24 protein-coding genes are annotated in these 25,662 nt (G+C 66.7%); 18 read left to right on the top strand and 6 right to left on the bottom strand.

The features are described 5' to 3' along the window. The first annotated feature begins 29 nt into the window (after positions 1-29). The 5 genes from ACX80X_RS08440 (at position 30) to ACX80X_RS08420 (ending at position 5,450) form a co-directional block, all read left to right on the top strand. Positions 30-836: an ABC transporter ATP-binding protein gene (locus tag ACX80X_RS08440; protein ID WP_252613448.1), complete on the top strand. Its 807-nt coding sequence runs from the start codon at positions 30-32 to the stop codon at positions 834-836. Beyond that, positions 818-2,389: a transporter gene (locus tag ACX80X_RS08435; protein ID WP_252613450.1), complete on the top strand. Its 1,572-nt coding sequence runs from the start codon at positions 818-820 to the stop codon at positions 2,387-2,389. The genes ACX80X_RS08440 and ACX80X_RS08435 overlap by 19 nt, the downstream gene beginning before the upstream one ends. A 30-nt stretch (positions 2,390-2,419) precedes the next feature. Next, positions 2,420-3,202 carry a glucosamine-6-phosphate deaminase gene (gene nagB / locus ACX80X_RS08430; protein WP_252613452.1) on the top strand — a complete coding sequence of 261 codons (783 nt, stop codon included), beginning with the start codon at positions 2,420-2,422 and terminating at the stop codon, positions 3,200-3,202. A 122-nt stretch (positions 3,203-3,324) separates the two neighbouring features. After that, entirely contained in the window at positions 3,325-3,666 is a 342-nt protein-coding gene (locus ACX80X_RS08425; protein ID WP_056349372.1) for a DUF3039 domain-containing protein, read from the top strand. Beyond that, on the top strand, positions 3,666-5,450 hold the full coding sequence (locus ACX80X_RS08420) for a DEAD/DEAH box helicase (protein ID WP_252600072.1): 1,785 nt from the start codon (positions 3,666-3,668) through the stop codon (positions 5,448-5,450). Before ACX80X_RS08425 ends, ACX80X_RS08420 begins: the two co-directional genes overlap by 1 nt. Before the next feature lie 3 nt (positions 5,451-5,453). Here the strand turns inward: ACX80X_RS08420 and ACX80X_RS08415 are convergent, their stop codons facing one another. After that, complete coding sequence (locus ACX80X_RS08415; protein WP_459311729.1) at positions 5,454-6,086, bottom strand: isochorismatase family protein; 633 nt, start codon at positions 6,084-6,086, stop codon at positions 5,454-5,456. Beyond that, complete coding sequence (locus ACX80X_RS08410; protein WP_252613454.1) at positions 6,086-7,414, bottom strand: nicotinate phosphoribosyltransferase; 1,329 nt, start codon at positions 7,412-7,414, stop codon at positions 6,086-6,088. Before ACX80X_RS08410 ends, ACX80X_RS08415 begins: the two co-directional genes overlap by 1 nt. 38 nt (positions 7,415-7,452) lie before the next feature. On the opposite strand from ACX80X_RS08410, the gene clpS reads away from it, so the two are divergent. The 6 genes from clpS (at position 7,453) to rdgB (ending at position 11,855) form a co-directional block, all read left to right on the top strand. After that, positions 7,453-7,845 carry an ATP-dependent Clp protease adapter ClpS gene (gene clpS, locus ACX80X_RS08405; RefSeq protein ID WP_252600070.1) on the top strand — a complete coding sequence of 131 codons (393 nt, stop codon included), beginning with the start codon at positions 7,453-7,455 and terminating at the stop codon, positions 7,843-7,845. Beyond that, entirely contained in the window at positions 7,838-8,404 is a 567-nt protein-coding gene (locus ACX80X_RS08400; RefSeq protein WP_141140950.1) for a DUF2017 domain-containing protein, read from the top strand. The genes clpS and ACX80X_RS08400 overlap by 8 nt, the downstream gene beginning before the upstream one ends. A 69-nt stretch (positions 8,405-8,473) precedes the next feature. After that, positions 8,474-9,541 carry a glutamate racemase gene (murI, locus tag ACX80X_RS08395; RefSeq protein ID WP_252609862.1) on the top strand — a complete coding sequence of 356 codons (1,068 nt, stop codon included), beginning with the start codon at positions 8,474-8,476 and terminating at the stop codon, positions 9,539-9,541. Beyond that, a complete protein-coding gene (locus tag ACX80X_RS08390) occupies positions 9,538-10,335 on the top strand; it encodes an MBL fold metallo-hydrolase (RefSeq protein ID WP_252609863.1) in 798 nt (265 codons plus the stop codon). The genes murI and ACX80X_RS08390 overlap by 4 nt, the downstream gene beginning before the upstream one ends. A gap of 87 nt (positions 10,336-10,422) precedes the next feature. Continuing rightward, positions 10,423-11,181 (top strand): ribonuclease PH, encoded by a 759-nt coding sequence (rph, locus tag ACX80X_RS08385; RefSeq protein ID WP_058932038.1) that lies wholly within the window; start codon positions 10,423-10,425, stop codon positions 11,179-11,181. Next, positions 11,178-11,855, top strand: coding sequence for an RdgB/HAM1 family non-canonical purine NTP pyrophosphatase (rdgB, locus tag ACX80X_RS08380; RefSeq protein WP_252600066.1), 678 nt, complete (start codon positions 11,178-11,180; stop codon positions 11,853-11,855). The genes rph and rdgB overlap by 4 nt, the downstream gene beginning before the upstream one ends. Before the next feature lie 117 nt (positions 11,856-11,972). Here the strand turns inward: rdgB and ACX80X_RS08375 are convergent, their stop codons facing one another. After that, positions 11,973-12,749, bottom strand: a complete 777-nt coding sequence (locus ACX80X_RS08375) for a DedA family protein (protein ID WP_252600144.1) — start codon at positions 12,747-12,749, stop codon at positions 11,973-11,975. 127 nt (positions 12,750-12,876) lie between these two features. Between ACX80X_RS08375 and ACX80X_RS08370 the strand changes: the two genes are divergently transcribed. Both ACX80X_RS08370 and ACX80X_RS08365 read left to right on the top strand, forming a co-directional pair. Beyond that, a complete protein-coding gene (locus tag ACX80X_RS08370; RefSeq protein WP_252613456.1) occupies positions 12,877-13,869 on the top strand; it encodes a 3'-5' exonuclease in 993 nt (330 codons plus the stop codon). 66 nt (positions 13,870-13,935) lie between these two features. Continuing rightward, positions 13,936-14,454, top strand: coding sequence for a DUF4395 domain-containing protein (locus tag ACX80X_RS08365; RefSeq protein WP_252609869.1), 519 nt, complete (start codon positions 13,936-13,938; stop codon positions 14,452-14,454). Here ACX80X_RS08365 and ACX80X_RS08360 read toward each other — a convergent pair. Then, positions 14,441-15,523 (bottom strand): ADP-ribosylglycohydrolase family protein, encoded by a 1,083-nt coding sequence (locus ACX80X_RS08360; RefSeq protein WP_252609870.1) that lies wholly within the window; start codon positions 15,521-15,523, stop codon positions 14,441-14,443. The genes ACX80X_RS08365 and ACX80X_RS08360 overlap by 14 nt on opposite strands. Before the next feature lie 142 nt (positions 15,524-15,665). Here ACX80X_RS08360 and ACX80X_RS08355 point away from each other — a divergent pair, with 142 nt between their 5' ends. From ACX80X_RS08355 to ACX80X_RS08340, 4 genes are all read left to right on the top strand, one after another. Next, positions 15,666-16,670, top strand: coding sequence for an aquaporin (locus tag ACX80X_RS08355; RefSeq protein ID WP_252613458.1), 1,005 nt, complete (start codon positions 15,666-15,668; stop codon positions 16,668-16,670). A gap of 71 nt (positions 16,671-16,741) precedes the next feature. After that, complete coding sequence (locus ACX80X_RS08350) at positions 16,742-17,923, top strand: exonuclease SbcCD subunit D (protein WP_252613460.1); 1,182 nt, start codon at positions 16,742-16,744, stop codon at positions 17,921-17,923. Next, the gene (locus ACX80X_RS08345; RefSeq protein ID WP_252613462.1) at positions 17,920-20,997 is read left to right on the top strand and encodes an AAA family ATPase; all 3,078 of its coding nucleotides are present in this window, start codon (positions 17,920-17,922) and stop codon (positions 20,995-20,997) included. The genes ACX80X_RS08350 and ACX80X_RS08345 overlap by 4 nt, the downstream gene beginning before the upstream one ends. 127 nt (positions 20,998-21,124) lie before the next feature. Further along, complete coding sequence (locus tag ACX80X_RS08340; RefSeq protein WP_459311725.1) at positions 21,125-22,444, top strand: MFS transporter; 1,320 nt, start codon at positions 21,125-21,127, stop codon at positions 22,442-22,444. A gap of 43 nt (positions 22,445-22,487) precedes the next feature. Here the strand turns inward: ACX80X_RS08340 and ACX80X_RS08335 are convergent, their stop codons facing one another. Then, positions 22,488-23,213, bottom strand: coding sequence for an IclR family transcriptional regulator (locus ACX80X_RS08335; protein WP_252600058.1), 726 nt, complete (start codon positions 23,211-23,213; stop codon positions 22,488-22,490). A 302-nt stretch (positions 23,214-23,515) separates the two neighbouring features. Here ACX80X_RS08335 and ACX80X_RS08330 point away from each other — a divergent pair, with 302 nt between their 5' ends. Beyond that, complete coding sequence (locus ACX80X_RS08330; protein WP_248760052.1) at positions 23,516-24,850, top strand: MFS transporter; 1,335 nt, start codon at positions 23,516-23,518, stop codon at positions 24,848-24,850. A gap of 87 nt (positions 24,851-24,937) precedes the next feature. On the opposite strand, the gene ACX80X_RS08325 is transcribed toward ACX80X_RS08330, so the two are convergent. Next, positions 24,938-25,585 carry a phosphoribosyltransferase gene (locus ACX80X_RS08325; protein WP_104061201.1) on the bottom strand — a complete coding sequence of 216 codons (648 nt, stop codon included), beginning with the start codon at positions 25,583-25,585 and terminating at the stop codon, positions 24,938-24,940. Positions 25,586-25,662: the final 77 nt, after the last annotated feature.

Below are 25,662 nucleotides of genomic sequence, written 5' to 3'. Positions count from 1 at the left end.
CGGCAGGGCCCTGGGTCTAGGCTGGCATCATGACTGCTGCGCATCCTGATCCCCACTCTGATCCGGTGGTGCACGGGGGGCCCGTTCCGGCCTTGTCCATCCGCGGCCTCGCCAAGCGTTTCGGCGGAAAAATCGCCGTGGACGGCATCAGCCTCGACGTCCCGGCAGGCTCATTCTTTGGCATCGTGGGGCCCAACGGCGCCGGCAAGACCACCACGCTGTCCATGGCCACCGGCCTGCTGCGGCCCGACTTCGGGACAGCCGTTGTCCATGGGGTGGACGTCTGGGCCCGGCCGCTGGAGGCCAAGAAGCTGATGGGCATCCTCCCTGACGGTGTCCGCCTCTTTGACCGGCTCACCGGCGAACAGCTGGTTACGTACGCGGGGCTGCTGCGTGGCATGGACAAAGACGTGGTGGCCTCCCGTGTGGGGGAGCTGTTGTCCGCCCTGGACCTCTACGAGGACGCCGGGACGCTCGTGGTGGACTATTCGGCCGGCATGACAAAAAAGATCGCCCTCGCCTCGGCCCTGATCCACGCCCCGCGGCTGCTGGTGCTCGATGAACCCTTCGAGTCCGTGGATCCCGTCTCGGCGGCCAACATCCGGTCCATCCTGGACAGTTATGTAGCCGCCGGCGGGACGGTGATCGTCTCGAGCCACGTTATGGACCTGGTCCAGCGCATGTGCGACCACGTCGCCGTGGTGGCGGCCGGAAGGCTCCTCGCCACCGGGACCGTGGACGAAGTCCGCGCCGGGGCAACGCTGGAAGAAAGGTTTGTCCAGCTGGTCGGCGGACGCAACCACACGGAAGGCCTGGAATGGTTGCGCACCTCCTAAGGCTCAAACTGACCCTGCTGCGGAACGGCCTTCGCCGCAGCCCTTGGCAGCTCGTCGGCCTGGCGTTCGGCGGTCTCTATGCCTTGGGGCTGGTGGGACTAGTGGTCGTGGCACTGGTCCTGCTGCGCACTGTAGACCCCGAACTGGCCCGGACGGTTGTGGTGCTTGGTGGTTCAGCGGCCCTCCTGGGCTGGGGCCTCATTCCGGTGGTCGCGTCCGCCGCGGACCTGACCCTGGACCCTGCCCGCTTCACCACCTCCGCCATCCCCATGCGCCAACTGCTCACGGGGCTGGCCCTCGGTGGGCTGATCGGCATCCCCGGCCTGGCCACGGCGCTCGCAGCGCTCGCCACCGTGTGGACCTGGGCCCGTGGCCCCCTTCCCGCGGTTGCCGCACTGGTGGGCGCCGCCGTCGGCGTTCTGACATGTATTGTCCTGTCCAAAGTGGTCACCACCGCCACCGCCAGCCTGGCGTCGTCGCGCCGGTTCAAGGATGTCAGCGCCATCGCATTTATGGTCCCGCTGGTCCTGATGGGCCCGATCGTCGCTGGCGTGGGCAGGGGCATCACCGCCTCGACGGGTTTCCTGCCGGAGCTGGCTGCCACCTTGTCCTGGACGCCACTTGGTGCCGCGTGGTCCCTCGGTGGTGATGTTGCGGTTGGCCGCCCGGGAGCGGCCGCACTGAAACTCGTGATCGCCGCTGCAACCCTCGCAGTCCTGTCCTGGTGCTGGAAACTGCTCCTTGAACGGGCCCTGGTCAAACCGCCCTACGCCGGCAGCGGGAGCCGCAAGGGTGGCAAACTGGGGCTGTTCGACCTGCTGCCGGCCACACCGGCCGGTGCAGTAACAGCGCGCGCGCTGACGTACTGGCTGCGCGATCCCCGCTATTCCGGTTCCCTGGTGGTGGTCCCGCTGCTCCCCATCCTGCTGGTGTTCCAGGGCAGCCAGTCCGGTGACTACGGAGTACTGGCGGTGGCTGCACCGCTGGCTGCCTTCCTGCTGGCCTGGTCCATCTCAGCGGACGTCTCCTATGACAACACGGCATTCGCGCTGCATGTGGCCACGGGCGTCCGCGGTGTGGACGACCGGCTGGGCAGGGCGTTGGCCTGCCTGGCTTTTGCCCTGCCCGTGGTGCTGATCTTTGCAGTGGGCCAGTACTTCTTTACCGGCAGCTGGTCGGAACTGCCCGGCCAGTTGGGCTTGAGCCTGGGCATCCTGTTCACCGGGCTTGGCTTGTCGTCCGTGGTGTCGGCACGCTACACGGTGGCCGTCCCGTTGCCCGGGGACAGCCCGTTCAAGAAGCCCCCGGGCAATGTAGGGCAGACCCTGGTGGTGCAGTTTGCCGGCATGGGCGTCCTGAGCCTGCTGGTCCTGCCTGAGGTGGGCCTGCTCATCGCGCAGCTGGTCACGGGGAATGCCATGTTCGGGTGGGCCAACCTGGCCGTCGGCCTGATGCTGGGACTGGCGCTGTTTGGGGCGGGCATTCGGCTGGGTGGAAAGTGGCTTGATGCCCGCGGACCCGAACTGCTGGCCCAACTGACCGTCAACCGTTGATTCCGTAAAAGACCAGAAGGGCGGCCGGACATGGAAGTTGTCATCCTCCAGGGCAGCAAGCAGATCGGACAGCTCGTCGCCGATACCATCGAGGCCCTGCTCCGGCGCAAGCCCGCCGCCGTACTGGGCCTCGCCACCGGGTCATCGCCGCTGCCGGTGTACGACGAGCTGGCGGCGCGGCACCAGCGTGACGGGCTGGACTTCAGCAATGCCCATGCCTTTGCCCTGGACGAATACGTGGGGCTGGACCACGGGCATCCGGAGTCCTACAGGCAAGTCATCCGGCGGGAATTCACCAGCCGGGTCAACATCGCCGAAGGCAACGTCCATACGCCTGACGGGGCGGCCGCGGACCTGCCCGCGGCCTGTTCCGCCTACGAGGAGGCCATGCGGGCAGCGGGCGGAGTGGACCTGCAGCTCCTGGGCGTGGGTACGGATGGCCACATCGGCTTCAACGAGCCCGGTTCCTCGCTCGCATCCCGGACCCGCATCAAAACGCTGATCGAGCAGACCCGCCGGGACAACGCCAGGTTCTTTGGCAGCCTGGCAGAGGTGCCGCACCATGTGGTGACCCAGGGGCTGGGCACCATTCTCGAGGCCCGGCACGTTGTCCTCATCGCTACCGGGGCACAGAAGGCACCGTCCGTCCGCGACTTCGTGGAAGGACCCGTCGCCGCCATCTGCCCGGCCTCGGTCCTCCAGTTCCACCCGCACGCCACCATCCTGGTGGATCAGGCCGCGGCATCGTCGCTGAAGCTCGCCGACTTCTACCGGCACACGTACGATCACAAACCTGACTGGCAGGAGCTGTAATTCCGGCCACACACCACGGGCGGGTGCCTAGCGGCGTTGCGCGGAACAGCCGACGGCGGCGGGTGCAGTGAGTGCAAAACGGTCCTCCCGCCGTCGAACGTCCTCCGTCCCGGGACGCTAAGATGGATGCCATGACTAGCATGACGGACCCTCTCGAAAACGACCCGATGCGCGAGCTTTCCGGGGCTGGAACGTCCACGGCAACCATCGAGCGCGAAGAGCTGCGCCAGGAAGTGGAGCCCGGTGACCGGGAACGCTTCTCGCACTACGTGCGCAAGGAAAAAATCATGGAATCCGCGCTGACGGGTGATCCTGTCATTGCCCTCTGCGGCAAAGTGTGGACGCCGGGCCGGGATCCGCAGAAGTTCCCGGTGTGCCCCATGTGCAAAGAGGTTTATGACGGCCTCCGCCCGGGGAACGACGGCGGCAAGGGTCCCGGAGGGGACTCGGGCAACAACAAGTAGTGACGGAGACGCTCTTTGGCGGCCCCACCCTGCCACCGGCCTATCCGGAACGCGCAGCCTGGGGAACCGCCCAAAAACTCCGTGCCTGGCAGCAGCAAGCCCTTGACCTCTACTTCAGGACCGATCCCCGCGACTTCCTGGCCGTAGCAACTCCCGGCGCCGGCAAGACCACCTTCGCGCTGCGAGTGGCCTCCATGCTCATCGAATCAGGGGCGGTCAACCGCGTCACCATCGTGGCGCCCACGGACCACCTGAAACGGCAGTGGGCCGACGCCGCTGCCAAGGTGGGCATCGCCATCGACCCCAACTTCAAGAACTCCGATGGCCAGCACGGCCGCGGTTTCGTTGGCGTCGCTGTCACATACGCGCAGGTGGCCAGCAAACCCATGCTGCACCGCGCCAAGACCGAGGCCGCCCGCACGCTGGTGATCCTTGACGAGATCCACCACGGTGGCGAAGCCCTGTCCTGGGGCGACGGCCTCCGCGAAGCGTTTGACCCTGCGGCACGGCGCCTCTCCCTGACCGGTACGCCGTTCCGCTCCGACACCTCGCCCATCCCTTTTGTTGAATACGCGCAGGACAAGGACGGCATCCGGCGCTCGAAAGCGGACTACACCTACGGCTACGGCAACGCCCTGCGTGACCATGTGGTGCGCCCGGTCATGTTCATGGCCTACTCGGGCCAGATGCGGTGGCGCACCAGTGCCGGCGAGGAAATGGCGGCCTCACTGGGCGAGTCCGCGGTCACCAAGGACATCACGTCGCAGGCGTGGCGGACGGCGCTGAACCCGGCCGGGGAATGGATTCCCGCTGTCCTGGCGGGGGCGGACAAACGCCTCAGCGAAGTGCGCCGCACGGTTCCGGACGCCGGCGGGCTGGTCATCGCCACGGACCACGAGGATGCCAGGGCCTATGCCGGGCAGCTGAAAAGGATCACCGGCGAATCGCCCACCGTGATCCTTTCCGACGACGCCAAGGCCTCCAGCAAGATCGAGGAATTCACCGCGAGCGAGAAACGGTGGATGGTGGCCGTCCGCATGGTGTCAGAAGGCGTGGACGTGCCCCGGCTCTCCGTCGGCGTCTATGCGACGTCCACCTCGACGCCGCTGTTCTTCGCCCAGGCAGTGGGCCGCTTTGTGCGCGCCCGGAAACGCGGCGAAACGGCCTCGGTCTTCCTGCCGTCCGTGCCGACGCTGATGGCCCTGGCCAACTCGATGGAGGCCGAACGCGACCACGCGCTGGACCGCCCCGAGAAAGAAGACAGCGACGGCCTGTTCAATCCCGAGGACTCGCTGATGGAAGAGGCCAACCGGGAGGACAAGGCGTCCGACAGCCTCACCAAGGGCAAGTTCGAGGCCCTCGACTCACAGGCGTCCTTCGACCGCGTATTGTTCGACGGCGGCGAGTTCGGCACCGGGGGAGAAGTGGGCTCGGAGGACGAACTGGACTTCCTGGGCATCCCCGGACTGCTGGATGCCGAGCAGGTGGGGACGCTGCTGCGGCAGCGCCAGCACGAACAGCTCAACCGCAAGAACCGGCGCACACCGGCAGCCGAGCCGGCCACCGCGGCGCCGGCCATACCGGACCACCGGATGCTGATGGACCTGCGCAACGAACTGGCCAAGAACGTGGCGGCCTGGTCGGCGCGGACCGGAACCCCGCACGGTGTGGTGCACACGAAGCTGCGGACCGTCTGCGGCGGCCCCCCGGTGGCCCAGGCGAACGAGGAACAGCTTCAGTCCAGGCTGCGGAAGCTCCAGGACTGGTTCATCGGCCGGAAGTAGTACTTACGCGACTTCGACGCCGCCCAGCTCCATTTCGGCGACGGCATCCTCCAGGTCCTCGGCAATGCCGGCGGTGAGTGAGCGGATGACCGTGACGGAGTAGCCGGCCTGGACCGCGTCCAGCGAGGTGGCCATCACGCAGAAGTCGGTGGCGATCCCCACCACTACAACGTCCTCCACATCGTGGCTTTGCAGCCAGTCGTCCAGTCCGATGGCGTTGTCCGCCGGTGCGTAGGCATCTGCGTCAGCGGGCATGGCGCCCGGCTGCCGTTCCCCTGTGGGGACGGCATCCTCAGGTGCCAGCAGGCCCTCAAAGCCGGAGTACGCCGCGGCGAACTGGCCCTTCTGGAAGTAGGCCTGGATGTATTCGCTGTCCAGGTCCGGATGGAGTTCTGCGCCGCGAGTGCCGGCCACGCAGTGCCGCGGCCAGCTGTCCTTGTGATCGGGCGTGTCGGAAAAATGCGCGCCGGGATCGATGCGCCAGTCCTGGGTGGCAACTATGTGGTCGAACTCATTGTGATGGGCGTCCACGTACTCGCTGATGGCTCCGGCAACACCGGCACCGCCGGCCACGGCCAGGGAGCCGCCCTCGCAGAAGTCGTTCTGGACGTCAACGATGATCAGGGCGCGGGACATCAGTTCTCCTCGTAGATAGTGGGGATGGCAGGCTCGCCGCGCTGCAGGCGGTTGACGACACCGGGCAGTTCGGCCATGGTGTCCGCGTGCCGTTGGCGGGCGCGGACCACACCCTCGTGTCCGGTCCAGCCCGGCAGCAGCTCGCCGTTCTTCATAAACTGCTGAAGCAGCGGCCGGTCGTTGCCGTCGTCTTCGGGGCGGTGGCCGATGCCCACAATTTCCTGGGTAGCCACCCCCCGCTCGTTGAGCTTGCGCAGCGCGTACTTCCGGCCGCCCATGCTGGTTTTGTTCTTGGCGGTTTTCGCCACGGAGACGAAATTGCCGGCGTCGTCGGTGCGGCTGACGAGCTTGTAGACCATGCTCGCTGTGGGTGCACCGGAACCGGTGACCAGCGAGGTGCCCACACCGTAGGAATCCACCGGGGCGGACTGCAGCGCGGCGATGGCGAACTCGTCCAGGTCCGAGGTGACCACGATCTTGGTGTTCACGTTGCCGAGCTCGTCCAGGAGGCGCCGGACCCATTGGGCCTGGGCCACGAGGTCGCCGGAGTCCAGCCGGACGCCTCCCAGCTTGGGCCCTGCCAACTCGACGGCGGCACGCACGGCTGCCTCGACGTCGTACGTGTCCACCAGCAGCGAGGTGCCGGGTCCGAGGGAGGCGATCTGCGCCTCAAACGCTTCCCGCTCGGTGTCGTGGAGGAGCGTGAAGGAGTGCGCGGCGGTCCCTACCGTTTTGATGCCGTACCGGAAGCCGGCCTCGAGATTGGAGGTGCTGTCGAACCCGGCAATGACGGCGGCGCGGGCTGCCGCGACTGCCGATTCCTCGTGGGTCCGCCGGGATCCCATTTCAATGCAGGGCCGGTTGCCGGCCGCGGTGATCATGCGGGAGGCGGCGGAGGCGATGGCACTGTCATGGTTCAGGACCGAGAGCAGGTAGGTTTCCAGCATGCAGGCCTCGGCAAACGTTGATTCGACAATCAGGATGGGGGAGTTGGGGAAGTACGCCTCGCCTTCCGAGTAGCCCCAGATGTCACCGGAAAAGCGGTAGTTCGCCAGGTAGTCCAGGGTGTCCTGGTTGACCACGCCGGTCCGCCCCAGGAAGTCCAGCTCGGCTTCGCCGAACCGGAAGTCGGCGATGCCTTCCAGCAGGCGGCCCGTTCCCGCCACAATCCCGTACCGCCGGCCGTCCGGCAGGCGCCGGGCAAAAGCCTCGAAGACCGACCTGCGGTGTGCGGCGCCCGAGTGCAGGGACGCCTGCAGCATGGTCAGCTCGTAGTGGTCTGTATAAAAGGACGTGCGGGGATGGTCCCAGCTGGCGGAGGTACTCACAAAATTCACTCTAGTGTGCATCCCCATAGAATGGACAGATGACCTTAAGCGTTGCGCTCGGCCCTGATACACAGGAGGGCACCCGGACCGGGACAGAGGCGTCCACGGACTCCCTGACCGCCCCGGACATCCCTTGGAACCTGGTGATCTGGAACGATCCCGTCAACCTGATGAGTTACGTCAGCTATGTCTTCCAAAGCTACTTCGGCTACTCCGAGTCCAAAGCCAACAAGCTGATGATGGAAGTCCACAAAAAGGGCCGGTCCATTGTTGCCCACGGCAGCAAGGAACAGGTTGAGCGGCATGCCGTGGCCATGCACGGCTTCGGCCTCTGGGCCACCGTGGAGAAGGCCACCGGCGGGAATGGTGGAAACTCCAAAAACGCAGGAAAATCCGGCGGGTCCGGGCAGGGCAAGGGGAAACGTGGCTAAGGCATTCAAATACGGGCTCAAGGGCATCACCGGGTTCCTGGAACCCGCCGAACGGGAACTGCTCCGCAGCCTGATCGATGACGTCATCTCCATGCTCCAGCCGGCCGAACACACCAGCCAGGATCCGCTGGCCGCCCTGATCGGACTGGATATGGACGTCCAGGAACCGACGGACCGTGCCGTTAAGCGGTTACTGCCCAACGTGATGAAGAACGACGACGGCGCGTCCCTGGAGTTCCGCCAGCTCACCGAGCGCTCGCTGCGGGAAACCAAGATCGGCGCGCTGCGCGCTGCCGCGCTGGACCTGGACAGGGACGAAGTGGTCCTCACCGCCGAAGGGGCAAGGTTCTGGTCCATGGCCCTGAACGATGTGCGCCTGGTGCTGGCGGAACGCCTGGATATCCGGGATGAAGAGGACGCCGAACACGTGCACCTGATGCAGGACTGGTCCCAGGCCGAGGACGTGGAAAGTTACCTCGCCCTGGTGTACAACTTCACCACGTGGCTGCAGGAATCACTGGTCCAGGCGATGCTCCAGTCCCTGGACTCACGGGCCTGAACTGCTGTCCTGGTCCGGGATTCGACCGCCACTGTGACAAAATTGACATGAGTCGGGCGCCACAATGTGATGGCTGCGGCCCCGGGGAAGACCTATCCTCGAATAATCATGACTACAGCCTCGAGCATGGATCCGTCAGGCGCAGCCGCATCGGACTCCGCAGCCAGCAGCACCACCGCCCAGGTGGGGTCCCGCCCCATCGGCATCTTTGATTCCGGTGTCGGCGGACTGACCGTGGCGCGGTCCATCATCGACCAGCTCCCCAACGAGTCCATCCTCTATGTGGGGGATACCGCCAACGGGCCCTACGGGCCCTTGCCCATTGCCGAAGTGCGCGCCAACGCCCTGGGCGTGATGGACGAACTGGTGGACTCCGGCGTCAAGCTGCTGACCATTGCCTGCAACTCGGCGTCGGCCGCTGTCCTGAGGGACGCCCGCGAGCGGTACACGGCGAAATACGGCATCCCCGTCATCGAGGTGATCCAGCCGGCCGTCCGGCGGGCTGTCGCTGCCACCCGCAGCGGGCGTATCGGCGTCATCGGAACCTCCGCCACCGTTGGTTCACGGGCTTACGAAGACACGTTTGCCGCCGCGCCGGACCTGGCCATCACGTCCGTGGCCTGCCCCGAGTTCGTGAGCTACGTGGAGGCCGGGATCACCACCGGACCCGCCTTGCTGGCTATTGCCGAAGAGTACCTGGCGCCGCTGAAGGCGGCAGGCGTGGACACCGTGGTGCTGGGCTGCACGCACTATCCGCTGCTGACCGGCGTCATTTCCTTCGTGATGGGTGACGCCGTGACGCTCGTGTCCAGCGCGGAGGAAACGGCGAAGGACGTGTACCGGGCCCTCGCCACTCACGACCTTCAGCGCACTGCTGTAGCACCGCCGGAACACCACTTCATCGCCACCGGTGACGCCGGCCAGTTCGAAACGCTGGCCCGCCGTTTCCTGGGGCCGGAGGTCCTGTCCGTCCGGCACGTGGACCATGTGGCGGCCCAATACCCCACCGGCAGCCTGGCACGGATCACCCCCGAGATGATCGCGGCCGCGCAGACCGCCAGCGCCCGGCAGTCGTCGTCGGGACCTCGGATTTCGAACTTTGTGGGCGCCCATCGGGCCGGAGGACCTGCCCTGTGAAGCTCACCATCGTCGGCTGCACCGGCTCGTTTCCCGGCCCGAGCTCGCCGGCGTCCTGCTACCTCCTGACCGCCAACGACGGCGAGCGGACGTGGAAGATCGTGATGGACCTTGGCAGCGGAGCCCTTGGCGCCATCCAGCGATACACGGACCTTGAGGACATCGACGCGATCTTCCTCACCCACCTGCACCCCGACCACTGCATGGACTTGTGCGGCCTGCACGTGGCCGTCCGCTGGAAGCCCGGCGGCTGGGGACGAGGCAGGATTCCGGTGTGGGGCCCCGCCGCGACGGCGGACCGGATGGCCACCGCCTACGGCCTGGAACTCGATCCGGGGATGCACGAGGAATTCGACTTCACGAACTGGACCGAACGGGAATCCGTCACGGTGGGGCCGTTCACGGTGACGCCGTTCGCGGTGAACCACCCCGTGGAGGAGGCCTACGCCCTGCGGGTGGAAGTGACCGAACCGGACAAGCAAGGCAACACTGTCAGCCGGATCCTGACGTATTCCGGGGACACCGATTCCTGCGCAGGACTGGAGGAAGCGGCAAAGGACGCTGACCTGTTCCTGTGCGAGGCCGCCTTTGAGGAAGGCCGCGACGACGACATCAAGGATGTCCACCTGACCGGAAAGCGTGCCGGCGAGGCCGCGGAGAGCGCGGGCGCACGCCGGCTGTTGCTCACGCACATCCCCGTCTGGACATCGCCCACCACTGTTATGGCCGAAGCGCGCCCCGTGTTCGGCGGCGACGTGGCCGTTGCCGTGGCCGGTGTGCACTACACCGTCTGACCCGCTGCCCCTCTGGTCCAGTGCAATGGCTGGCCCGCTGCACGCTCTGCGGCGGGACGGCTCGTCGTGAGTCGATAAGCTAAAGGCATGACTTCTGAAGCAACCGCAGTGCCCGTAGTGCGCGCCGATGGCCGCGCCCCCGACCAGCTCCGCCCCATCAGCATCACCCGCGGATGGTCCAAGCAGGCCGAGGGATCGGCCCTCATCGAGTTCGGCAACACCAGGGTCCTGTGCACGGCGTCCCTGACGGCGGGCGTGCCGCGCTGGCTCAAGGGCGAAGGCCGCGGCTGGGTCACGGCGGAGTACGCCATGCTTCCCCGGGCCACCAACACCCGTTCTGACCGCGAATCTGTCAAGGGGAAAATCGGCGGGCGGACCCACGAGATTTCCCGGCTGATCGGACGCTCGCTGCGTTCCATCATTGACACCAAGGCATTGGGCGAAAACACGATCGTCCTGGACTGCGACGTCCTCCAGGCCGACGGCGGAACGCGCACCGCGGCCATCACCGGCGCCTACGTGGCACTGGCGGACGCCATCCGCTTCGCCCGCGACAACAAGCTGATCGCCAAGAACGCCCAGCCCCTGATCGACACGATCGCAGCGGTTTCGGTGGGCATCATCGACGGCGTGCCCATGCTGGACCTGCCCTACGTTGAGGACGTCCGCGCCGAAACCGACATGAACGTGGTGGTCACCGGATCCGGGAAGTTCGTGGAAGTCCAGGGCACCGCAGAGGGTGCTCCCTTCGACCGGGACGAGCTGAACCAGCTGCTGGACCTGGCCCTCCTGGGCACCACCGCACTGGCGGCGATCCAGCGCGAAACCCTCGCCGACGCACTGTGAACCAGGACACTGTGAACCCGAACGCTGAACCTGACGGCGCGCCCGTACCGCGCCTCGTCCTGGCCACGCACAACAAGGGCAAGCTCAGGGAGCTCCGGGAGCTGCTGCGCGGACAGGTCCCCGGGCTCGACGTCGACACGCAGGTGGTGGACGCCGCGGCGGTGGGTGCGCCAGACGTCGTCGAAACCGGCGTGACGTTCGCCGAAAACTCGCTGTTGAAGGCGCGGGCCGTTGCGGAGGCCACTGGGCTGGTGGCCATCGCCGACGATTCGGGGCTGGCCGTCGACGTGCTGGGCGGGGCGCCCGGAATTTTTTCCGCGCGCTGGTCTGGCCGGCACGGTGACGACGCCGCCAACCTGAGGCTTTTACTGGACCAGCTTGCCGATGTCCCGGACGGGCACCGGGGAGCGGCATTTGTCTGCGCTGCGGCACTGGCGGTCCCCGGGCCGGGTGCCGCGAGCCGTGAAGTGGTGGAATACGGCCAGCTTGAGGGGTCCCTTCTGCGCGAACCCCGCGGTGACGGTGGCTTCGGCTACGACCCCGTGCTGCGGCCGGCCGGCGAGGACCGCAGCTGCGCTGAATTGTCACCGGAAGAAAAGAATGCGATCAGCCACCGCGGGAAGGCCTTCCGGGCCCTCCTGCCGGCCATCGTCGGCGCGCTCGCCCGCCAGTGACCTAACGGGAGTTCACCGTCCAGATATCGCGCCCAAAAGCCGTTAGAAATGCCGATATCTGGACGGTGACTCCGGGCGGAGTGGCCGGGGAGTAGTGACAGGCTGCGTGGTGGGGGCTCAGTGGTCCCGGTGGGTCTTCCGCTCGGCCTCGGGTTCGTGTTCCTCAATGAATTCCTCGACGGCGTCCGTGCCGAACTTGGCAGCCTGGCGCTTGGCGGAAATTCCGCGGAGTACTTCGATGCCGATGGGAATCACGGAGACCAGCACGATGACGATGAAGATGATGTCCAGGTTCTCCCGGACCCACGGGACCCTGTCACCGAGCAGGTAGCCCAACAGCGTGACGCCGCTGCCCCACAGGACCGCGCCGATCACGTTGAACAGGAAGAACTTCTTTTTGTTCATCTGGGCCACGCCAACGATCACGGGCACGAAGGTCCGGATGATCGGCACGAAGCGGGCGAGGATCAGTGCCTTGCCGCCGTGCTTTTCGAAGAAAGCATGGGCGTTCTCCACGTTTTCGCGCTTGAAGAGGCGGGAGTTCGGCTTATTGAAGATAGCGGGGCCGGCCTTGGAACCGATCAGGTAGCCGGTCTGGTTGCCGATGATGGCGGAAATGGTGATCAGGAGCGCCAGGAGCCAGACATTGAACTGGATGGTGTCCGTTGCCACCAGCAGCCCCGCCGTGAACAGCATCGAATCGCCGGGAAGGAAGAATCCCACCAGCAGGCCCGTTTCGGCGAAGACAATTCCGCAGACCAGCAGCACCACCCAGGGCGCAAGTGCTGGATCGGCCAAGAAAATCTGGGGGTTCAGCCAGTCGGGCAGGAACGATGCCAGCTGCGGCTGGACCGGTCCTGCACCACCCAGCATGGGCACGGCAAGGTCGCTGATCGCAAGAAAGTTCACCTACTCAGGGTACTTGACGCACCCTCGCTACCCGGCGTCGTCCGCGTGATATCCGCGACAGGGCCGCCCCGGTGACACGGGAACGGCCCTGCACGGCGGTAAAGTATGGGCCGTGGGTTTGGACTTTACGGCGATCGACTTCGAGACAGCCAATGGCTTCCGGGGTTCACCGTGCGCGGTTGGCCTGACGAAGGTGCGGGGCGGGCGCGTGGTGGATGAGGCGTCGTGGCTGATGCGGCCGCCGGTCAACCACGACCACTTCGAGTACCACAACGTCAGGGTCCACGGCATCAAGGCCACGGACGTGGCCGGCCGTCCCCGCTTCGGTGAGCTGTTCCCGGAGATTGGTGCCTTCATCGGGGACGACATCCTGGCGGCGCATAACGCGGCCTTTGACCTTGGAGTGATCCGGTCAGGGCTTGAGGTGTCCGGCCTGCCCGGCCCTGCCTACGACTACGTCTGCACGGTGATGCTGGCCCGGCGGTGCTACTCCCTCGTCTCCAATTCCTTGCCGTTCGCCGCAGAGGAAGCCGGTGTGCCGCTGGTCAACCATCACGATGCCGCAGAAGACGCCCGTGCCTGCGCCGGCATCCTGATCGACATCGCTGCCCGGAACAACGCCAACAGCATTGCCGAGCTCTACCTGTCGCTGGGCCTGGTCCTGCCACACCAGGAGGCGTTTGACCCGGCGCACGATGTCCTGTCCAAAGCCAGCCTTACCGCCCTTTCCGGCGCCGCTGGCGGAAACAGCGCCGCGCTGGTGCGCCCGTTCCTGTCCGGGTGGCCGGAGGAGGGCGACAACCCCGTCCCCAATGCCGACGCCGAACCGTCCCACCCGCTGTACGGCCAGACCGTTGTCTTCACCGGCGAGCTCTCCATGGCCCGGCCGGAAGCGAAGGTGCGTTCGGCCGAGCTGGGTGCCCGGCCGGAAAGCCGGGTAACCGCCCGCACCACGGTGCTGGTGGTGGGTGACGGCTTTGTGGCCGCGGACCTGCGGTCCGGCAGGCTGACCGGCAAGGCCCGGCGCGTCCTGGAGCTCCACGACCGCGGCCAGCCCATCGAAGTACTCTCCGAAGGCGAGTTCCTGCAGATGGTGGGCGGCTGAGCCGCACTGCGTTCATCCGGCGCAACAAATCTTCCCTGCGGCGTGCCCGGCTCCTAGCCTTGCAGGATGAGCAAACTAACGGACGGCCAAACAACCGGAATCAACTGGTCCGCCGTGTTCGCCTTTCCCAACCCCGTCAATGAATACGCGGCCCGGATCACCGCCGGCCTGGTGGTGCTCCTCGCGGGCGCCACACTGCTGAGCGGGTCCGTTTGGGGACTCGTGCTGATCGCCGCGGGCTTCTGGCTGCGGGTGCTCTTCGGCCCACGGATTTCGCCGCTGGCCCTGCTCTCCGTCAAGGTCCTGGCACCCCGTCTGGGCCGCGTTCGCCTGGTTCCCGGACCGCCCAAGCGTTTTGCCCAGGGCATGGGGACCGTAGTCTCCACCACGGCGCTGATCCTGTTCCTTGCCGGTGCCGCCCCGGCAGCGTGGATTGCGCTGGCAATACTCATCGCGGCTGCCTCCCTGGAGGCCTTCGCCGGATTCTGCCTGGGCTGCGTCATCTTCGGAGTGCTGCAGCGCCGGGGCCTGATCCCGGAGGGCATCTGCGAGGCCTGCAACAACGTCGCGCTCAGGCGGTCGTAACGCCCACCAGAAGGTCGGCCATGCCGCGGATGACGTCCGGCCCTTCGAGTGCGTCGAGCCATTCCGGGGGCAGGCACTCTTCGCCGTAGTAGGCGCCCAGGATGTTTCCGCCGATGGATCCCGTGGAATCGCTGGCGCCGCTGTGGTTGACGGCCAGCGCCATGGCCGCCCGGAAATGGTCTTGCGGCGACAGTGTGGAGTCCGCATCCGGCGCTGTGGCCAGGACAGTGTAAAGCCCGACGGCGAACGCCTCCTCCGCGACCCAGCCCTCGCCGAGCTGCCGAACCAGTTCCTCCGGCGACAGGTCGCCTGTTCCCGCACAGCGGATGGCCGCTTCAAGCCGCTCGGGAAGTTCCGCCGCCACATCCTTCAGGCCACGGACTTCGGCCAGGACCGCCGCCGCCGCGTCCGCCAGGGTGTCACCGGCCACCAGGCGGTGGATCAGCAGGCTGAAGCTGCCGGCACTTTGCCGTGCGGACGGATGGCCGTGCGTCAGGGAGGCGGCGTCGGCACTCAACTTATAGACGGCGTCGGACGCTATGAAGGGAATCAGGCCGAACGGTGCCGACCTCATCACCGTTCCGCGGCCCTTCGAGTCCGGGTTCACCGGCCGGTAAACCGTGCCCATCTCCCCGGTGGCCAACCCGCTGATACACGCGTTTCCCGGAGCGCGGCGGTGCCTCAGGACCTCATGACCGTCGATCCACCGAGGCGGCTGCGACGGGGCCTGCGGCGGTAAGGACTCGCCCTGGGTGGCCAGCCAGCGGAGATAGGCCAGCCACAGGCAGGCGTTCGCGTCGGCACCCACGCCGTCATTGGCCCATTCGAGCACCTCCACCAGCCCGTCCACGGTGTACAGCGTCAGCTGCGTGTCGTCCGAAAAGTGACTGCCGCCGTCGAGCGCGGAGAAGTCTGTCAGGCCGTCCGGGCCGAAGCGGCTGCGGATCGCTTCCACGGAGTCGAACTCCACCGCGTAGCCCAGCGAGTCGCCCAAGGCCCCGCCCAGGAGGCAGCCGTGGATGCGGGACTTCAGCGGGGGCGCGGCAACGGCGCCCGGTTCAATGCTCATGACAGTAAATTTACCGTGGGGCGGAGGTGGAACGCGCCGGGGCGCCACGCCGTCCGTCCACTAAGCTCGGACTCAGCCAACGCCCAGAATCCCTTGGCAGAATGCAAAGGCACCAAACCCCAACGAAAAGGATTGCCCCACCATGACCACGCCTGTGCCCGTCCACCGTGACCCCGCCCCCGGGCTGACTGCCGGCAGCGGTGCCGAAATCCGGTACGGGCTTGTGTCCAGGCTGTCTGCCGAAGCCTTTGGCAGCCTTTTCATCGTGGTGGCAGGCCTGGGCGTGCCGCTGTTCTCCATCCCGCAGTCCAGCCCGCTGCCCGCCGCGCTCGCAGCAGGCCTGGCAGTGACCGCGGCGATGCTGGCCTTCGGCTACGTTTCCGGCGGACACTTCAACCCGGCGGTGACCGTTGGCCACGCCGTTGCCGGCCGGATCCGGCTCGGTGACGCCGCTGCTTACATCGGCGCGCAGCTGGTGGGCGGGCTCCTGGGCGCCCTCGCACTCTTCGGCATCCTGCGCACACTGCCGGGCATCCAGGACAGCCGGACGGCGTTCGACACCGTGACCGCCGGATTCGGCGAACATTCCATCATCCAGGCGCCCCTCGCCGGCGTGCTCCTGCTGGAAGTGCTCGGGGCCGCCATCCTGGTTGCAGTCTTCCTGGGCACCACTGCACGCAACAACGTCAACAAGACGGCAGCCGCCGTAGCCGTGGGCCTCGCCTGCGCTGTCCTGCTGCAGCTGGGCCTGTCCGTGGGCAATGCGCCGTTCAACCCCGCCCGCGCTACGGCCTCGGCCGTCTTCAGCTCCAGCTGGTCCCTTGAGCAGCTGTGGCTTTTCTGGGTTGCTCCCTTGGCGGGCGCAGCCATCGCCGGGCTGGTCTTCCGGGGGTTCGCCGAGCCGGTTGCTGCCGTTACTGCTTCAGACGCTGACGGACCAGTATATGACGACAGTGCCGCCGTCGGCGGTGCTGCCGACGACGTTGAGGATTTTGACGACGACGAGGATGCCGACGTCGTCGAAGAGGCCGCCGAGGTGCCGGCCAAGGCAGCTGCCCCGGCCAAGGCCGCACCGGTTCATTCCGCCGCGGACGAGCCGGACAACCGCGACGAGGCCCAGGAATTCTTCGACGGAAAGCGCGGCTAGCTGGCCTGACTGGGCAACGGCCTGTTGCGGCGGTTTCCTAAACTGTCGGTGGCAGCCGCTAGCGTAAGAATATGCGGTTATTGCACACTTCGGACTGGCACTTGGGCAGGTCCTTCCATGGCGTCGGGATGCTGGACGCCCAGCGGTCATTTGTTGATCAGCTCGTCAGCGCCGTCACCGGAAACGCCGTTGACGTTGTCCTGATCGCCGGCGATGTCTACGACCGCGCCCTGCCCGGTGTCGACGTCGTGGGGCTGTTGGACGATGCCCTGGTGCGGCTCACGGCGGCCGGCGCCACTGTGGTGCTGACATCCGGCAACCACGACTCCGCCATCCGGCTGGGCTTCGCCTCCCGGCTGCTGGAACGTGGCGGCGTCCACTTGCGGACCCGGCTGTCGGACCTGGACCAGCCAGTCGTCCTGCCCCTGGAGACGGGTGACGGCGGGACTCCGGGCGCTGTCCTGGCCATCTATGGAATCCCCTGGCTGGAACCGCGCCTCGTCGCCGAACAACTCGGTGCAGAAACCGCCAGCCACTTCGAAGTCACCCGCGTCGCCACTGACCGCATCCGGGCAGACCTCGCGGAGCGCAGCGCAGCGGGAACCGTCCATTCGGTGGTCCTCGCCCACACGTTCGCCAGCGGAGGGATCAGCTCAGACAGCGAACGGGACCTCAGCATCGGGGGAGTCGGAGCCGTGCCCCTGGACCTCTTCGACGGATTCAGCTACACCGCGCTGGGGCACCTGCACGGCCGCCAGACCCTGTCGCCGCAGGTCAGGTACTCGGGTTCGCCCGTGGCCTACTCGTTCTCCGAAGCCAAGCACACCAAGGGCAGCTGGCTGATCGACGTCGGCCCGGACGGTGTGACCGGCGTATCGGAACTGTCGTGGGAAGCCCCGCGGAAGCTGGCTGTGCTCCGCGGCGATATCTCGGAGCTCCTGGAGTCAGCGGAACATTCCTGGGCCGAAGGGGCGTTCTGCCAGATCACCCTGACGGATGAGCAGCGGCCCGCGCAGGCCATGGAGCGGCTGCGGGCCCGTTTTCCGGACACGCTGGTCCTCGGCTTTGATCCGCAGGGCGGCACCGTCAAGGCGTCCAAGAGCTACAGCAGCCGCCTCGCCGAAGCCCAGGATGATCTCTCGCTCTGCTGCGGATTCCTCGATCATGTGCGGGGGCGGGACGCGGACGACGCCGAGCGGTCGGCTATCGCCGCGGCGCTGGATAACGTACGCCTGACGGAGGGATCGCTATGAGGATCCACCGCCTTGCCATCTCCGCCTTCGGGCCCTTTGCGGGCACCGAGGAAATCGACTTCGACAGGTTGAGCGCCCACGGGCTCTTCCTCCTCAACGGCCCTACCGGAGCAGGCAAGACCAGCGTGCTGGACGCTGTCTGCTTTGCGCTGTACGGATCCGTGCCGGGGGCGCGCCAGGAGGGTAAGCGCCTGCGCAGCGATCATGCCGAGCCGTCGCTCGAACCGGCGGTAACCTGCGAGTTTTCCGCTCAGGGCCGCCACTTCGAAGTCACCAGGTCGCCGGCCTGGGATAAACCCAGTGCCCGGGGGAAGAACGGCTTCACCACACAGCAGGCCAAAACGCTCCTCCGGGAACGCGTCAGCGGGACGTGGACGGAGAGATCCGGACGCAATGACGAAGCCGGCGCTGAAATCACCGCCCTGCTGGGAATGGACCGGGAACAGTTCACCCGCGTGGTGATGCTGCCGCAGGGCGATTTTGCCGCCTTCCTGCGGTCCAAGGCAGCCGATCGCCTGGAACTGCTGCAGAAGCTCTTCGGCACCCAGCGGTTCGAGGCCCTGGAACAGGAATTGGCGGCGCAGGCGCAGGCCGCGCGGAACGATGTTGCCCGGCTGAACGCGGAGCTTGAGCTGCTGGCGGCGCGGGCGGAAGCCGAGGCCGCCGCGCTGGCCATTGACGATTCCGCAGCTCCTGCCCAGGAGGAATCTTCTGCCCGGATCGAATGGCTGCAGGAATCAGTGGCCCACCGCGCAGGGGAACTGGCTGCTGCGGCGGAGGCTGCAGCAGCTGTCAGTAGGCACACCTCCGGCCGGCTGGAGAGCGAGTCCGCGCGGCGGGAACGGCACCGCAAACTGGCAGCCGCCGAGGCCAGGAAGGCAGCCGCAGAGGCAACCCTGCCGTCACTGGAGGTCCATGCCGTCCGCCTCGAACAGCACCGCCGCGCCGAGGTGCTCTCGGGCCAGCTGCATGCAGTCCAGTCCAGCCAGACCCAGGTCCGGCACGCGGCGGGAGCCATGGAATCCGCCATCACACTGCTGCGCATGGCGGCGGATGAAGACCCCGAACTGGACCAGCTGGACCTTGGCGCCTGGGATGCGGACCACTCCGATGGCGGGGTCTCCGCCGCAGGGGCCCTTGATATCGCTGGTGAGCTCAGCCTGCTCCGGTCCTTGTTGGCCGTTGTGGAAGCAAGATTGCCGGACGAAGAACGCCTCCATTCACTCGTTGCCAGGCGTGCCGCACTCAGCACGAAGCAGCAGGAACTCACCCAAAAGGACATTGACCTGGGCGTTTCGCTGCAGGCCCTCCGCACGGAGCAGGAAACCCTGACGGCGGGCCTCGAGCCCCTGACGGAACTGGCCTCAGCCGCCATCCTGCACGCCAAGGAAGCCGCTGCGGCTGAGGAACTTCTTGACGTCGTCCGGCGCTACGCGGCGGCACGGGCGGCGCAGGGGCTCGCCACGGAGCGCCACTCGGCGTCCCGGGAGATCCAGCTCGAGAAGAAACTCCGCTGGCTGGACCTGCGCGAGGAAAGACTCGCCAACGCCGCCGCCGAACTCGCTGCGCAGCTGGCCGAGGGAGAGGCGTGCCCGGTTTGCGGCAGTGCGGACCACCCGGCTCCCGCGGAGGCTGCGGCGTCAGCGGTGGGCCTCAGCCAGGCCGAGGAAGCTGCCCAGCAGGACCATGAGGCCGCAGAGACAAAGCTGGCAGCGCGTGCCCGTGAGTTGGGCGACGCGAACCAGTTGGTGGCTGTCCTTGAAGGCCAAGGAGGGGACACGCCCGAAGAGGATGCGTTTGCGGCCTTCGAGTCTGCCTGCACCGCCGCCGACGAGTCGCAGCTGGCGGTGAAAAACCTCGCTGACCTCCGGCAGCAGCTTGAGGCAGCCGAAGCCAGATTTACCGCAGCGGATTCCGCCAGGCAAAGAGCAACATCCGAACTCGCGCAGGTCACCGTTGAATTGTCGGGACTCGTGGACCAGCTGGCGTCGCTTGACGAGGCGCTCTCCGGCCTGCGTGGCGGCCACCGCAGCCTCACACGCCGGCTGCGGTCGGTGCAGGAAGCTGCCGCCACACTGGAGAAGGCCGTGGAGGCCCAGGCCTTGCTCAGCAGGGCCAGGGCCAGGGCCGAGGAAGCGCGGATCCAGCTTGACCTGGCGTTGCCGGAGGCTGGTTTCAGTTCTGACCTTGAAGCCCGGGCGCAGCTGCTGTCGGCCACCGACGCCGATGCCCTGCTGGCTGAGGTCCGGGCCGGGCACGACGAACAGGCGCGGATTGCCGAGTTGTTCGCATCCGAGGATCTGCTGCTGGCACGGACGGAAGCCGCAGCCCATCCAGCGGTGGATGAAGCCCTCATTGCGGAGCTGCAAACCGTCGCGGAGCAGGCCGGGGAGGAGGCGCGCGCCGCCGATCTCGCCGCCGGTATGGCCGTGCGCTGTGTGGAATCGCTGGCCGCTGTCCGCAATGACTACGAACGGCTTGCCGGTTCCGGGCGGGTTCCGCGGGAGCGCGCCCAGCTGCTTACAGCCCTGGCTGATACCGCCGCAGGCCGGGGAGACAACACGTACCGCATGAGCCTGAACAGCTACGTCCTCGCGGCACGGCTTGAACAGGTGGCGTTGGCTGCTTCCGAACGCCTGGTGGCCATGAGCGATGGCCGCTACCTGCTACAGCATTCAGACGCCAAGGCCGCGCGGGGCGCGAAATCCGGGTTGGGCCTTGAAGTCGTGGACCAGTGGACCGGGCACCGCCGGGATACTTCCACCCTTTCCGGCGGCGAGTCCTTTATGGCGTCCCTCTCACTCGCCCTGGGGTTGGCAGACGTTGTGCAGCAGGAGTCCGGCGGCATCCAGATCGAGACGCTCTTTGTGGACGAGGGTTTCGGCAGCCTGGACGAACAATCCCTGGAACAGGTGATGGATGCCCTCGAAGGCCTTCGCGACGGCGGGCGCGTTGTGGGTCTCGTCAGTCATGTGGGGGAAATGAAACAGCGTATCGGAACCCAGCTCCAGGTCCTCAAGGGCCGGAACGGTTCCACCCTCCGCATTTCCGACGCCGCCGAAGCGCTGGTGTGACGGCGGCCATGCCGGGGTGGACTGGCCCCAGCCGGCCTCTATAATTGGATAGTTACCGGGTCGCGCGCATCGGGAGGAGGGACGATGCGCATTACTGAACGAGCCCGGAACCTTGAACTCTTCAACAATGTCCTTCTTGCCTGCTTCCGTGGAAGCGCCTCTCGCTCCTGACACTGCGCCTGCCTCCGCTGCACCATCCTCCGCTGCACCAGCCTCCGTTGCGCTGGATCCGCCCACCGGGCGGTTCGCCAGGCTCCCGCACCTCGCAGGCCGCAGCTTTATCCCGCTGGGCCTGTTCGCCCGGCTTCCCCTGGCCATGCTGACTGTCGGTGCCCTGACCCTCGTCACGTCCGTGACCGGCTCGTACGCGCTGGGTGGCACAGTTGCCGGTGCTGTGGGGATCGGCTCAGCCCTGGGCGCCCCGGTCTTTGGAGCGCTCGCAGACCGCAGGGGGCAGCGGCCCGTCCTCCTGGTGGCGGCCGTGCTTAACACGTTGGCGGTGCTGGCGCTGATCGGCACGGCCTTGGCTGCGCCCGAAGCCGGATTCTTTCCCGGTGCCGTGATCGCCGCCGCATTCCTTGCCGGTGCCAGCTGCCCGCAGGTAGGGCCGCTGGCCAGGGTGCGCTGGATGGCGCTCACCTCGCGGGGCAAGGAAGCGAAGGGCGGCAGGGATCTGGACACGGCCCTGTCGTACGAAGGCACGGCTGATGAGCTGACGTTCGTGCTGGGACCGGCTCTGGTGGGTATCCTGGCCAGCCTGGTGGCCCCTTGGCTGCCGTTGGCCCTGGCCGCAGCCATGACCATCACGCTGGTGCCCGCCTTTGCCGTGCACTCCACCCACAAGGCGGTTCCCCTGAACCGGGGCTCGGCAGCTTCGCGCAAGGCTGCGAGGATTCCCACCGTCGTCGCACTGCCCGTCCTGGCGATGGTGGCCATGGGCACTTTCTTCGGGTCCGCCCAGACGGCTTTGAGCTCCTTCTCCGCCAGTTTCGCCACCTCGGAGATCGCCGGACTGCTGTATGCGGTCATGGGACTGAGTTCGGCCGCCGCAGCCCTGTCCGTGGCGTACTGGCCCCAGCGCTTCACTCCCGCCGCCCGGTGGCTGATTAGCGCGGCACTCATGACGGTGCTCGCGCTGCTGCTTCTGGTGCCCGGATCGTTGGGCGGCATGATTGCGGTGCTTCTGGTCCTGGGATTGCCCGTGGGCCCCGTGATGGTCACGGTCTTCGCGATTGGAGGCCTGGTGGCGCCGGTGGAAAGGCTCGGGACCGTGATGACAGCTCTGGCAAGCGGGATCGTGGCGGGCACCGCACTGGGGGCCGCCGTTGGTGGCCAGCTGGCGCAGGCCCACGGCTACCACGCAGCCTTCATTGTGCCTGTGATTGCCGCCGGCGGCCTGCTGGTGCTTGGTGCCGCGGCCGCCGTCATTCTCCGCAAACGCCACTGATCGACGCCGGGCGCTGGTCACGGCCAGGCGGCGTGTGCAATGGTCAGCCCAGCTGGGCCTCAATGCGCGCGGCACCCGCCATCAGCGCAGCGGCGATTTCGTCCGGATTCTGGGCTGCCCGGATATAGACGACGGCCAGCGCGGCTGGCCGTCCGGCAGGGACCATGACCGGAACTGCCACGGAGGAGACTCCGGCGATGACTTCATCGTGGCTGGCGGCATAGCCCAGCTGCCGCGCGGTTCCCGCCTCGGGCCGGTAGGGGATTCCCGGGGCTGCCGCATGCCACTCAGCTTCTGAATAGGCGGACTGGATCGCAATTCCAGGGGCACCGGCGCTGATGGGATGCCGGGAGCCGGGGTGCTGGACGATGGCGGCGCCGGTATGCCGCGGGTCCACGGTGACCAGCGTGACACAGTCATCGCGGTCCCAGACGGCCACAAAGGCACTCATGGTCAGGGAGTTCGCGAGTTGCGTCAGTTCCGGCAGTGCCGCCGTCTGCAGGTTGCGGGCAACCCCACGCGCCAGGACAGCCAGCCCGGGCCCCGGCTGGACTCTGCCCGCGTCATCGCGCACCAGCAAGGAGTGGTCCTCCAGGGTCCGCAGGATCCGGTAGGCCACGGAACGGTGAACCCCCATGGCGTCGGCAAGTTCCGCAATGGTCAAGGGAGTCTCCGCGGCCGCCAGGATTTCCAGCGCACGGATTCCGCGCGACAGGGTCTGGGACGGCGAAGCCTGAGCTGCTCCGGCGGGGACTGCGGTGGACGTCATGGGTCCCATCCTAGGCGGCTGCACGGGCGCTGCCCGGGTGCCGTGACGGTGCTTCCCTCGCTTGGACTGCGTGCGGATTTCGAAAAGCCCTGTGCTGATTCCGAAAAGGAAGTTCAACTATGGAACTGACTCGCATCAACTGTGGAACTGATCCGTGCGGAGAATCAAGAAAAAGAGTGCGTTTCATCACATCTTCGCGTAACGTCATACTAACTGACCGTTCGATCAGTAAATCGGACGGCCCAAATCCACCGTCGGCAGCCGTTATCCCCAACCAGGCTGCCCCAAGCCACGGAGTTCCAATGACCGAAACTTCACGCGTCGATTCCGAGGCGGGCCCGAGCAGCAAGCACGAGGAACGCAAGGTCCTCGCAGCAACGCTGGTCGGCACCACCATCGAGTGGTACGACTTCTTCATCTTCGCCCAACTGACGGGTACCCTGCTGTCCCCGCTGTTCCTGGCTCCGCTGAACGAATCCAATCCGGGCCTGGCCCAGATCCTGTCCTTCGCGCTGATCGGCATCAGCTTCCTGTTCCGCCCGCTGGGTGCAGTGGTTGCCGGCCACCTTGGTGACCGGCTCGGACGCAAGGCCATGCTGGTCTTCACCCTCCTGATGATGGGCGCAGCCACCTCTCTGATCGGCATGCTGCCGACGTACGCGCAGATCGGCGTCTGGGCCCCCATCCTGCTGATCATCCTCCGCATTGCCCAGGGCTTCTCCGCCGGCGGTGAATGGGGCGGCGCTGCCCTGATGGCAGTGGAGCACGCCCCCAAGAGCCGGCGCGGCGTGTTCGGCGCGTACCCGCAGATCGGCGTCCCGGTCGGCATGATCCTGGCCACCGGCCTGCTCTTCATACTCAACTCGAACATGTCCAAGGAAGACTTTGCTTCGTGGGGCTGGCGGGTTCCGTTCCTGCTGTCCATCGTGCTGATTGTGGTGGGATACCTGATCCGGCGGGCCGTGGCCGAGAGCCCCGTTTTCCAGGAGATGGCGGCCCGAAAGGCCGAAAGCAGGGCGCCGCTCAGCGAGCTCATTCGTAGCCACAAGAGGCCAGTCCTCTACTCGACCATGATCTTCATCGCCAACAATGCCGCTGGCTACCTGTTGATCGCTTTCTTCATCTCCTACGCCACCAGGACGCTGAAGATGCCGGTCCCGGAAATCCTGCTCGCCACCACCCTCGCCTCCTTCGGCTGGCTGATCTTCACGCTCGCCGGCGGCTGGCTCTCAGACCGGATCGGCCGGGTCAAGACGTTCCTGATCGGGTATGCGATCATCTTCGTCTGGATGATCCCGATGTTTGCCCTGATCGACACCAGGAACATCTGGCTTTACGGCGTGGCGCTCTTCGTCCTGACCATCGGACTCGGTCTGTCCTACGGCCCCATGTCGGCGATGTACGCCGAGATGTTCCCGGCCAATGTCCGCTACTCGGGCATCTCCATCGGGTACGCGTTCGGTGCGATCCTGGGTGGTGCTTTCGCCGCAACCATTGCCGAGACTCTGCTGCAGAGCACCAAATGGACCGGATCCATCGGCATCTACATCATGATCCTGTGCGTGATTTCGGCTGTCGGGGTTGTGCTTGCCAAGGAGACGAAGGGCAACCCGCTGGGCGTCAGCAGCCACCACTAAAAGTTGTGCGCATCGCAGAACGGCGGGTTCGGGCCAGCTGGCCTGGACCCGCCGATTGGCTTTCCGGGCCCGGTGTTGCCGTCGGGCCTACTGGTTCAGCAGGCTGATGGCGTCCTCATCAGCCAATTGTTCGAAGTGCCGGTAGAAGCTGCCAACGGCGCGGAACTTGCCCGGCAGATGCAGGCACAGCACGGCGTCGCACACCCGCGACACGGCCGTGTAGGCTTCCACCGAACCCACCGGCGCTGCGGCGACGACGCGTGCCGCACCACCGGAACGGGCTGCCTCGGCGGCAGCGCGCATGGTGGCTCCGGTGGCCAGGCCGTCGTCGAGCAGTAGAACCGTTTGACCGGTGAGGTCGTTGCTGATCCCCGGGTAAGTCGCGGCCCGGCGGAGCAGCTCGGCCCTCTCGCGTTTCTCCACTTCGTCCAGCCACTCCTGGCGGACGCCGTGGTCCAGAATGCGGGTGATCAAGGGACGGTTGAGCAGGCGCACTATCCGGCCTCCCGACCAGGCCAGCGCACCGAACGCTGTTTCGTCGTGGCCGGGGATGCCGAGTTTCCGGACCAGAACGGCGCCGAGTGGCAGGTACAGGGCCTTGGCAGCCGCGGCGGCCACAGGGATGCCGCCGCGGGCCAGCCCCAGGACGATGGTGTCGGGGCGTTCCCGGAACTGCGTGAGCACCGCCGCCAGCCGTTCACCGGCATCGGTGCGGTCTTCAAAACGCGTGCTCATTGTTCCCTCTCCGGCCGTCTCCGCCACGCTTCCAGCCTACCTTCTGCTGCCGCGCCGGGAACCGGGGATACTTCCTC

The organism is Pseudarthrobacter sp. MDT3-1 (assembly GCF_054510755.1).
This window is presented reverse-complemented; position numbering and strand designations above follow the sequence as displayed.

Excerpts from the sequence above, each read along its gene's own strand:
- ACX80X_RS08440 (WP_252613448.1), top strand. The coding sequence starts at position 30 with ATGACTGCTGCGCATCCTGATCCCCACTCTGATCCGGTGGTGCACGGG.
- ACX80X_RS08435 (WP_252613450.1), top strand. The coding sequence starts at position 818 with ATGGTTGCGCACCTCCTAAGGCTCAAACTGACCCTGCTGCGGAACGGC.
- nagB (WP_252613452.1), top strand. The coding sequence starts at position 2,420 with ATGGAAGTTGTCATCCTCCAGGGCAGCAAGCAGATCGGACAGCTCGTC.
- ACX80X_RS08425 (WP_056349372.1), top strand. The coding sequence starts at position 3,325 with ATGGATGCCATGACTAGCATGACGGACCCTCTCGAAAACGACCCGATG.
- ACX80X_RS08415 (WP_459311729.1), bottom strand. The coding sequence starts at position 6,086 with ATGTCCCGCGCCCTGATCATCGTTGACGTCCAGAACGACTTCTGCGAG.
- clpS (WP_252600070.1), top strand. The coding sequence starts at position 7,453 with ATGACCTTAAGCGTTGCGCTCGGCCCTGATACACAGGAGGGCACCCGG.
- murI (WP_252609862.1), top strand. The coding sequence starts at position 8,474 with ATGGCTGCGGCCCCGGGGAAGACCTATCCTCGAATAATCATGACTACA.
- rph (WP_058932038.1), top strand. The coding sequence starts at position 10,423 with ATGACTTCTGAAGCAACCGCAGTGCCCGTAGTGCGCGCCGATGGCCGC.
- ACX80X_RS08365 (WP_252609869.1), top strand. The coding sequence starts at position 13,936 with ATGAGCAAACTAACGGACGGCCAAACAACCGGAATCAACTGGTCCGCC.
- ACX80X_RS08360 (WP_252609870.1), bottom strand. The coding sequence starts at position 15,523 with ATGAGCATTGAACCGGGCGCCGTTGCCGCGCCCCCGCTGAAGTCCCGC.
- ACX80X_RS08355 (WP_252613458.1), top strand. The coding sequence starts at position 15,666 with ATGACCACGCCTGTGCCCGTCCACCGTGACCCCGCCCCCGGGCTGACT.
- ACX80X_RS08350 (WP_252613460.1), top strand. The coding sequence starts at position 16,742 with ATGCGGTTATTGCACACTTCGGACTGGCACTTGGGCAGGTCCTTCCAT.
- ACX80X_RS08345 (WP_252613462.1), top strand. The coding sequence starts at position 17,920 with ATGAGGATCCACCGCCTTGCCATCTCCGCCTTCGGGCCCTTTGCGGGC.
- ACX80X_RS08340 (WP_459311725.1), top strand. The coding sequence starts at position 21,125 with ATGTCCTTCTTGCCTGCTTCCGTGGAAGCGCCTCTCGCTCCTGACACT.
- ACX80X_RS08335 (WP_252600058.1), bottom strand. The coding sequence starts at position 23,213 with ATGACGTCCACCGCAGTCCCCGCCGGAGCAGCTCAGGCTTCGCCGTCC.
- ACX80X_RS08330 (WP_248760052.1), top strand. The coding sequence starts at position 23,516 with ATGACCGAAACTTCACGCGTCGATTCCGAGGCGGGCCCGAGCAGCAAG.
- ACX80X_RS08325 (WP_104061201.1), bottom strand. The coding sequence starts at position 25,585 with ATGAGCACGCGTTTTGAAGACCGCACCGATGCCGGTGAACGGCTGGCG.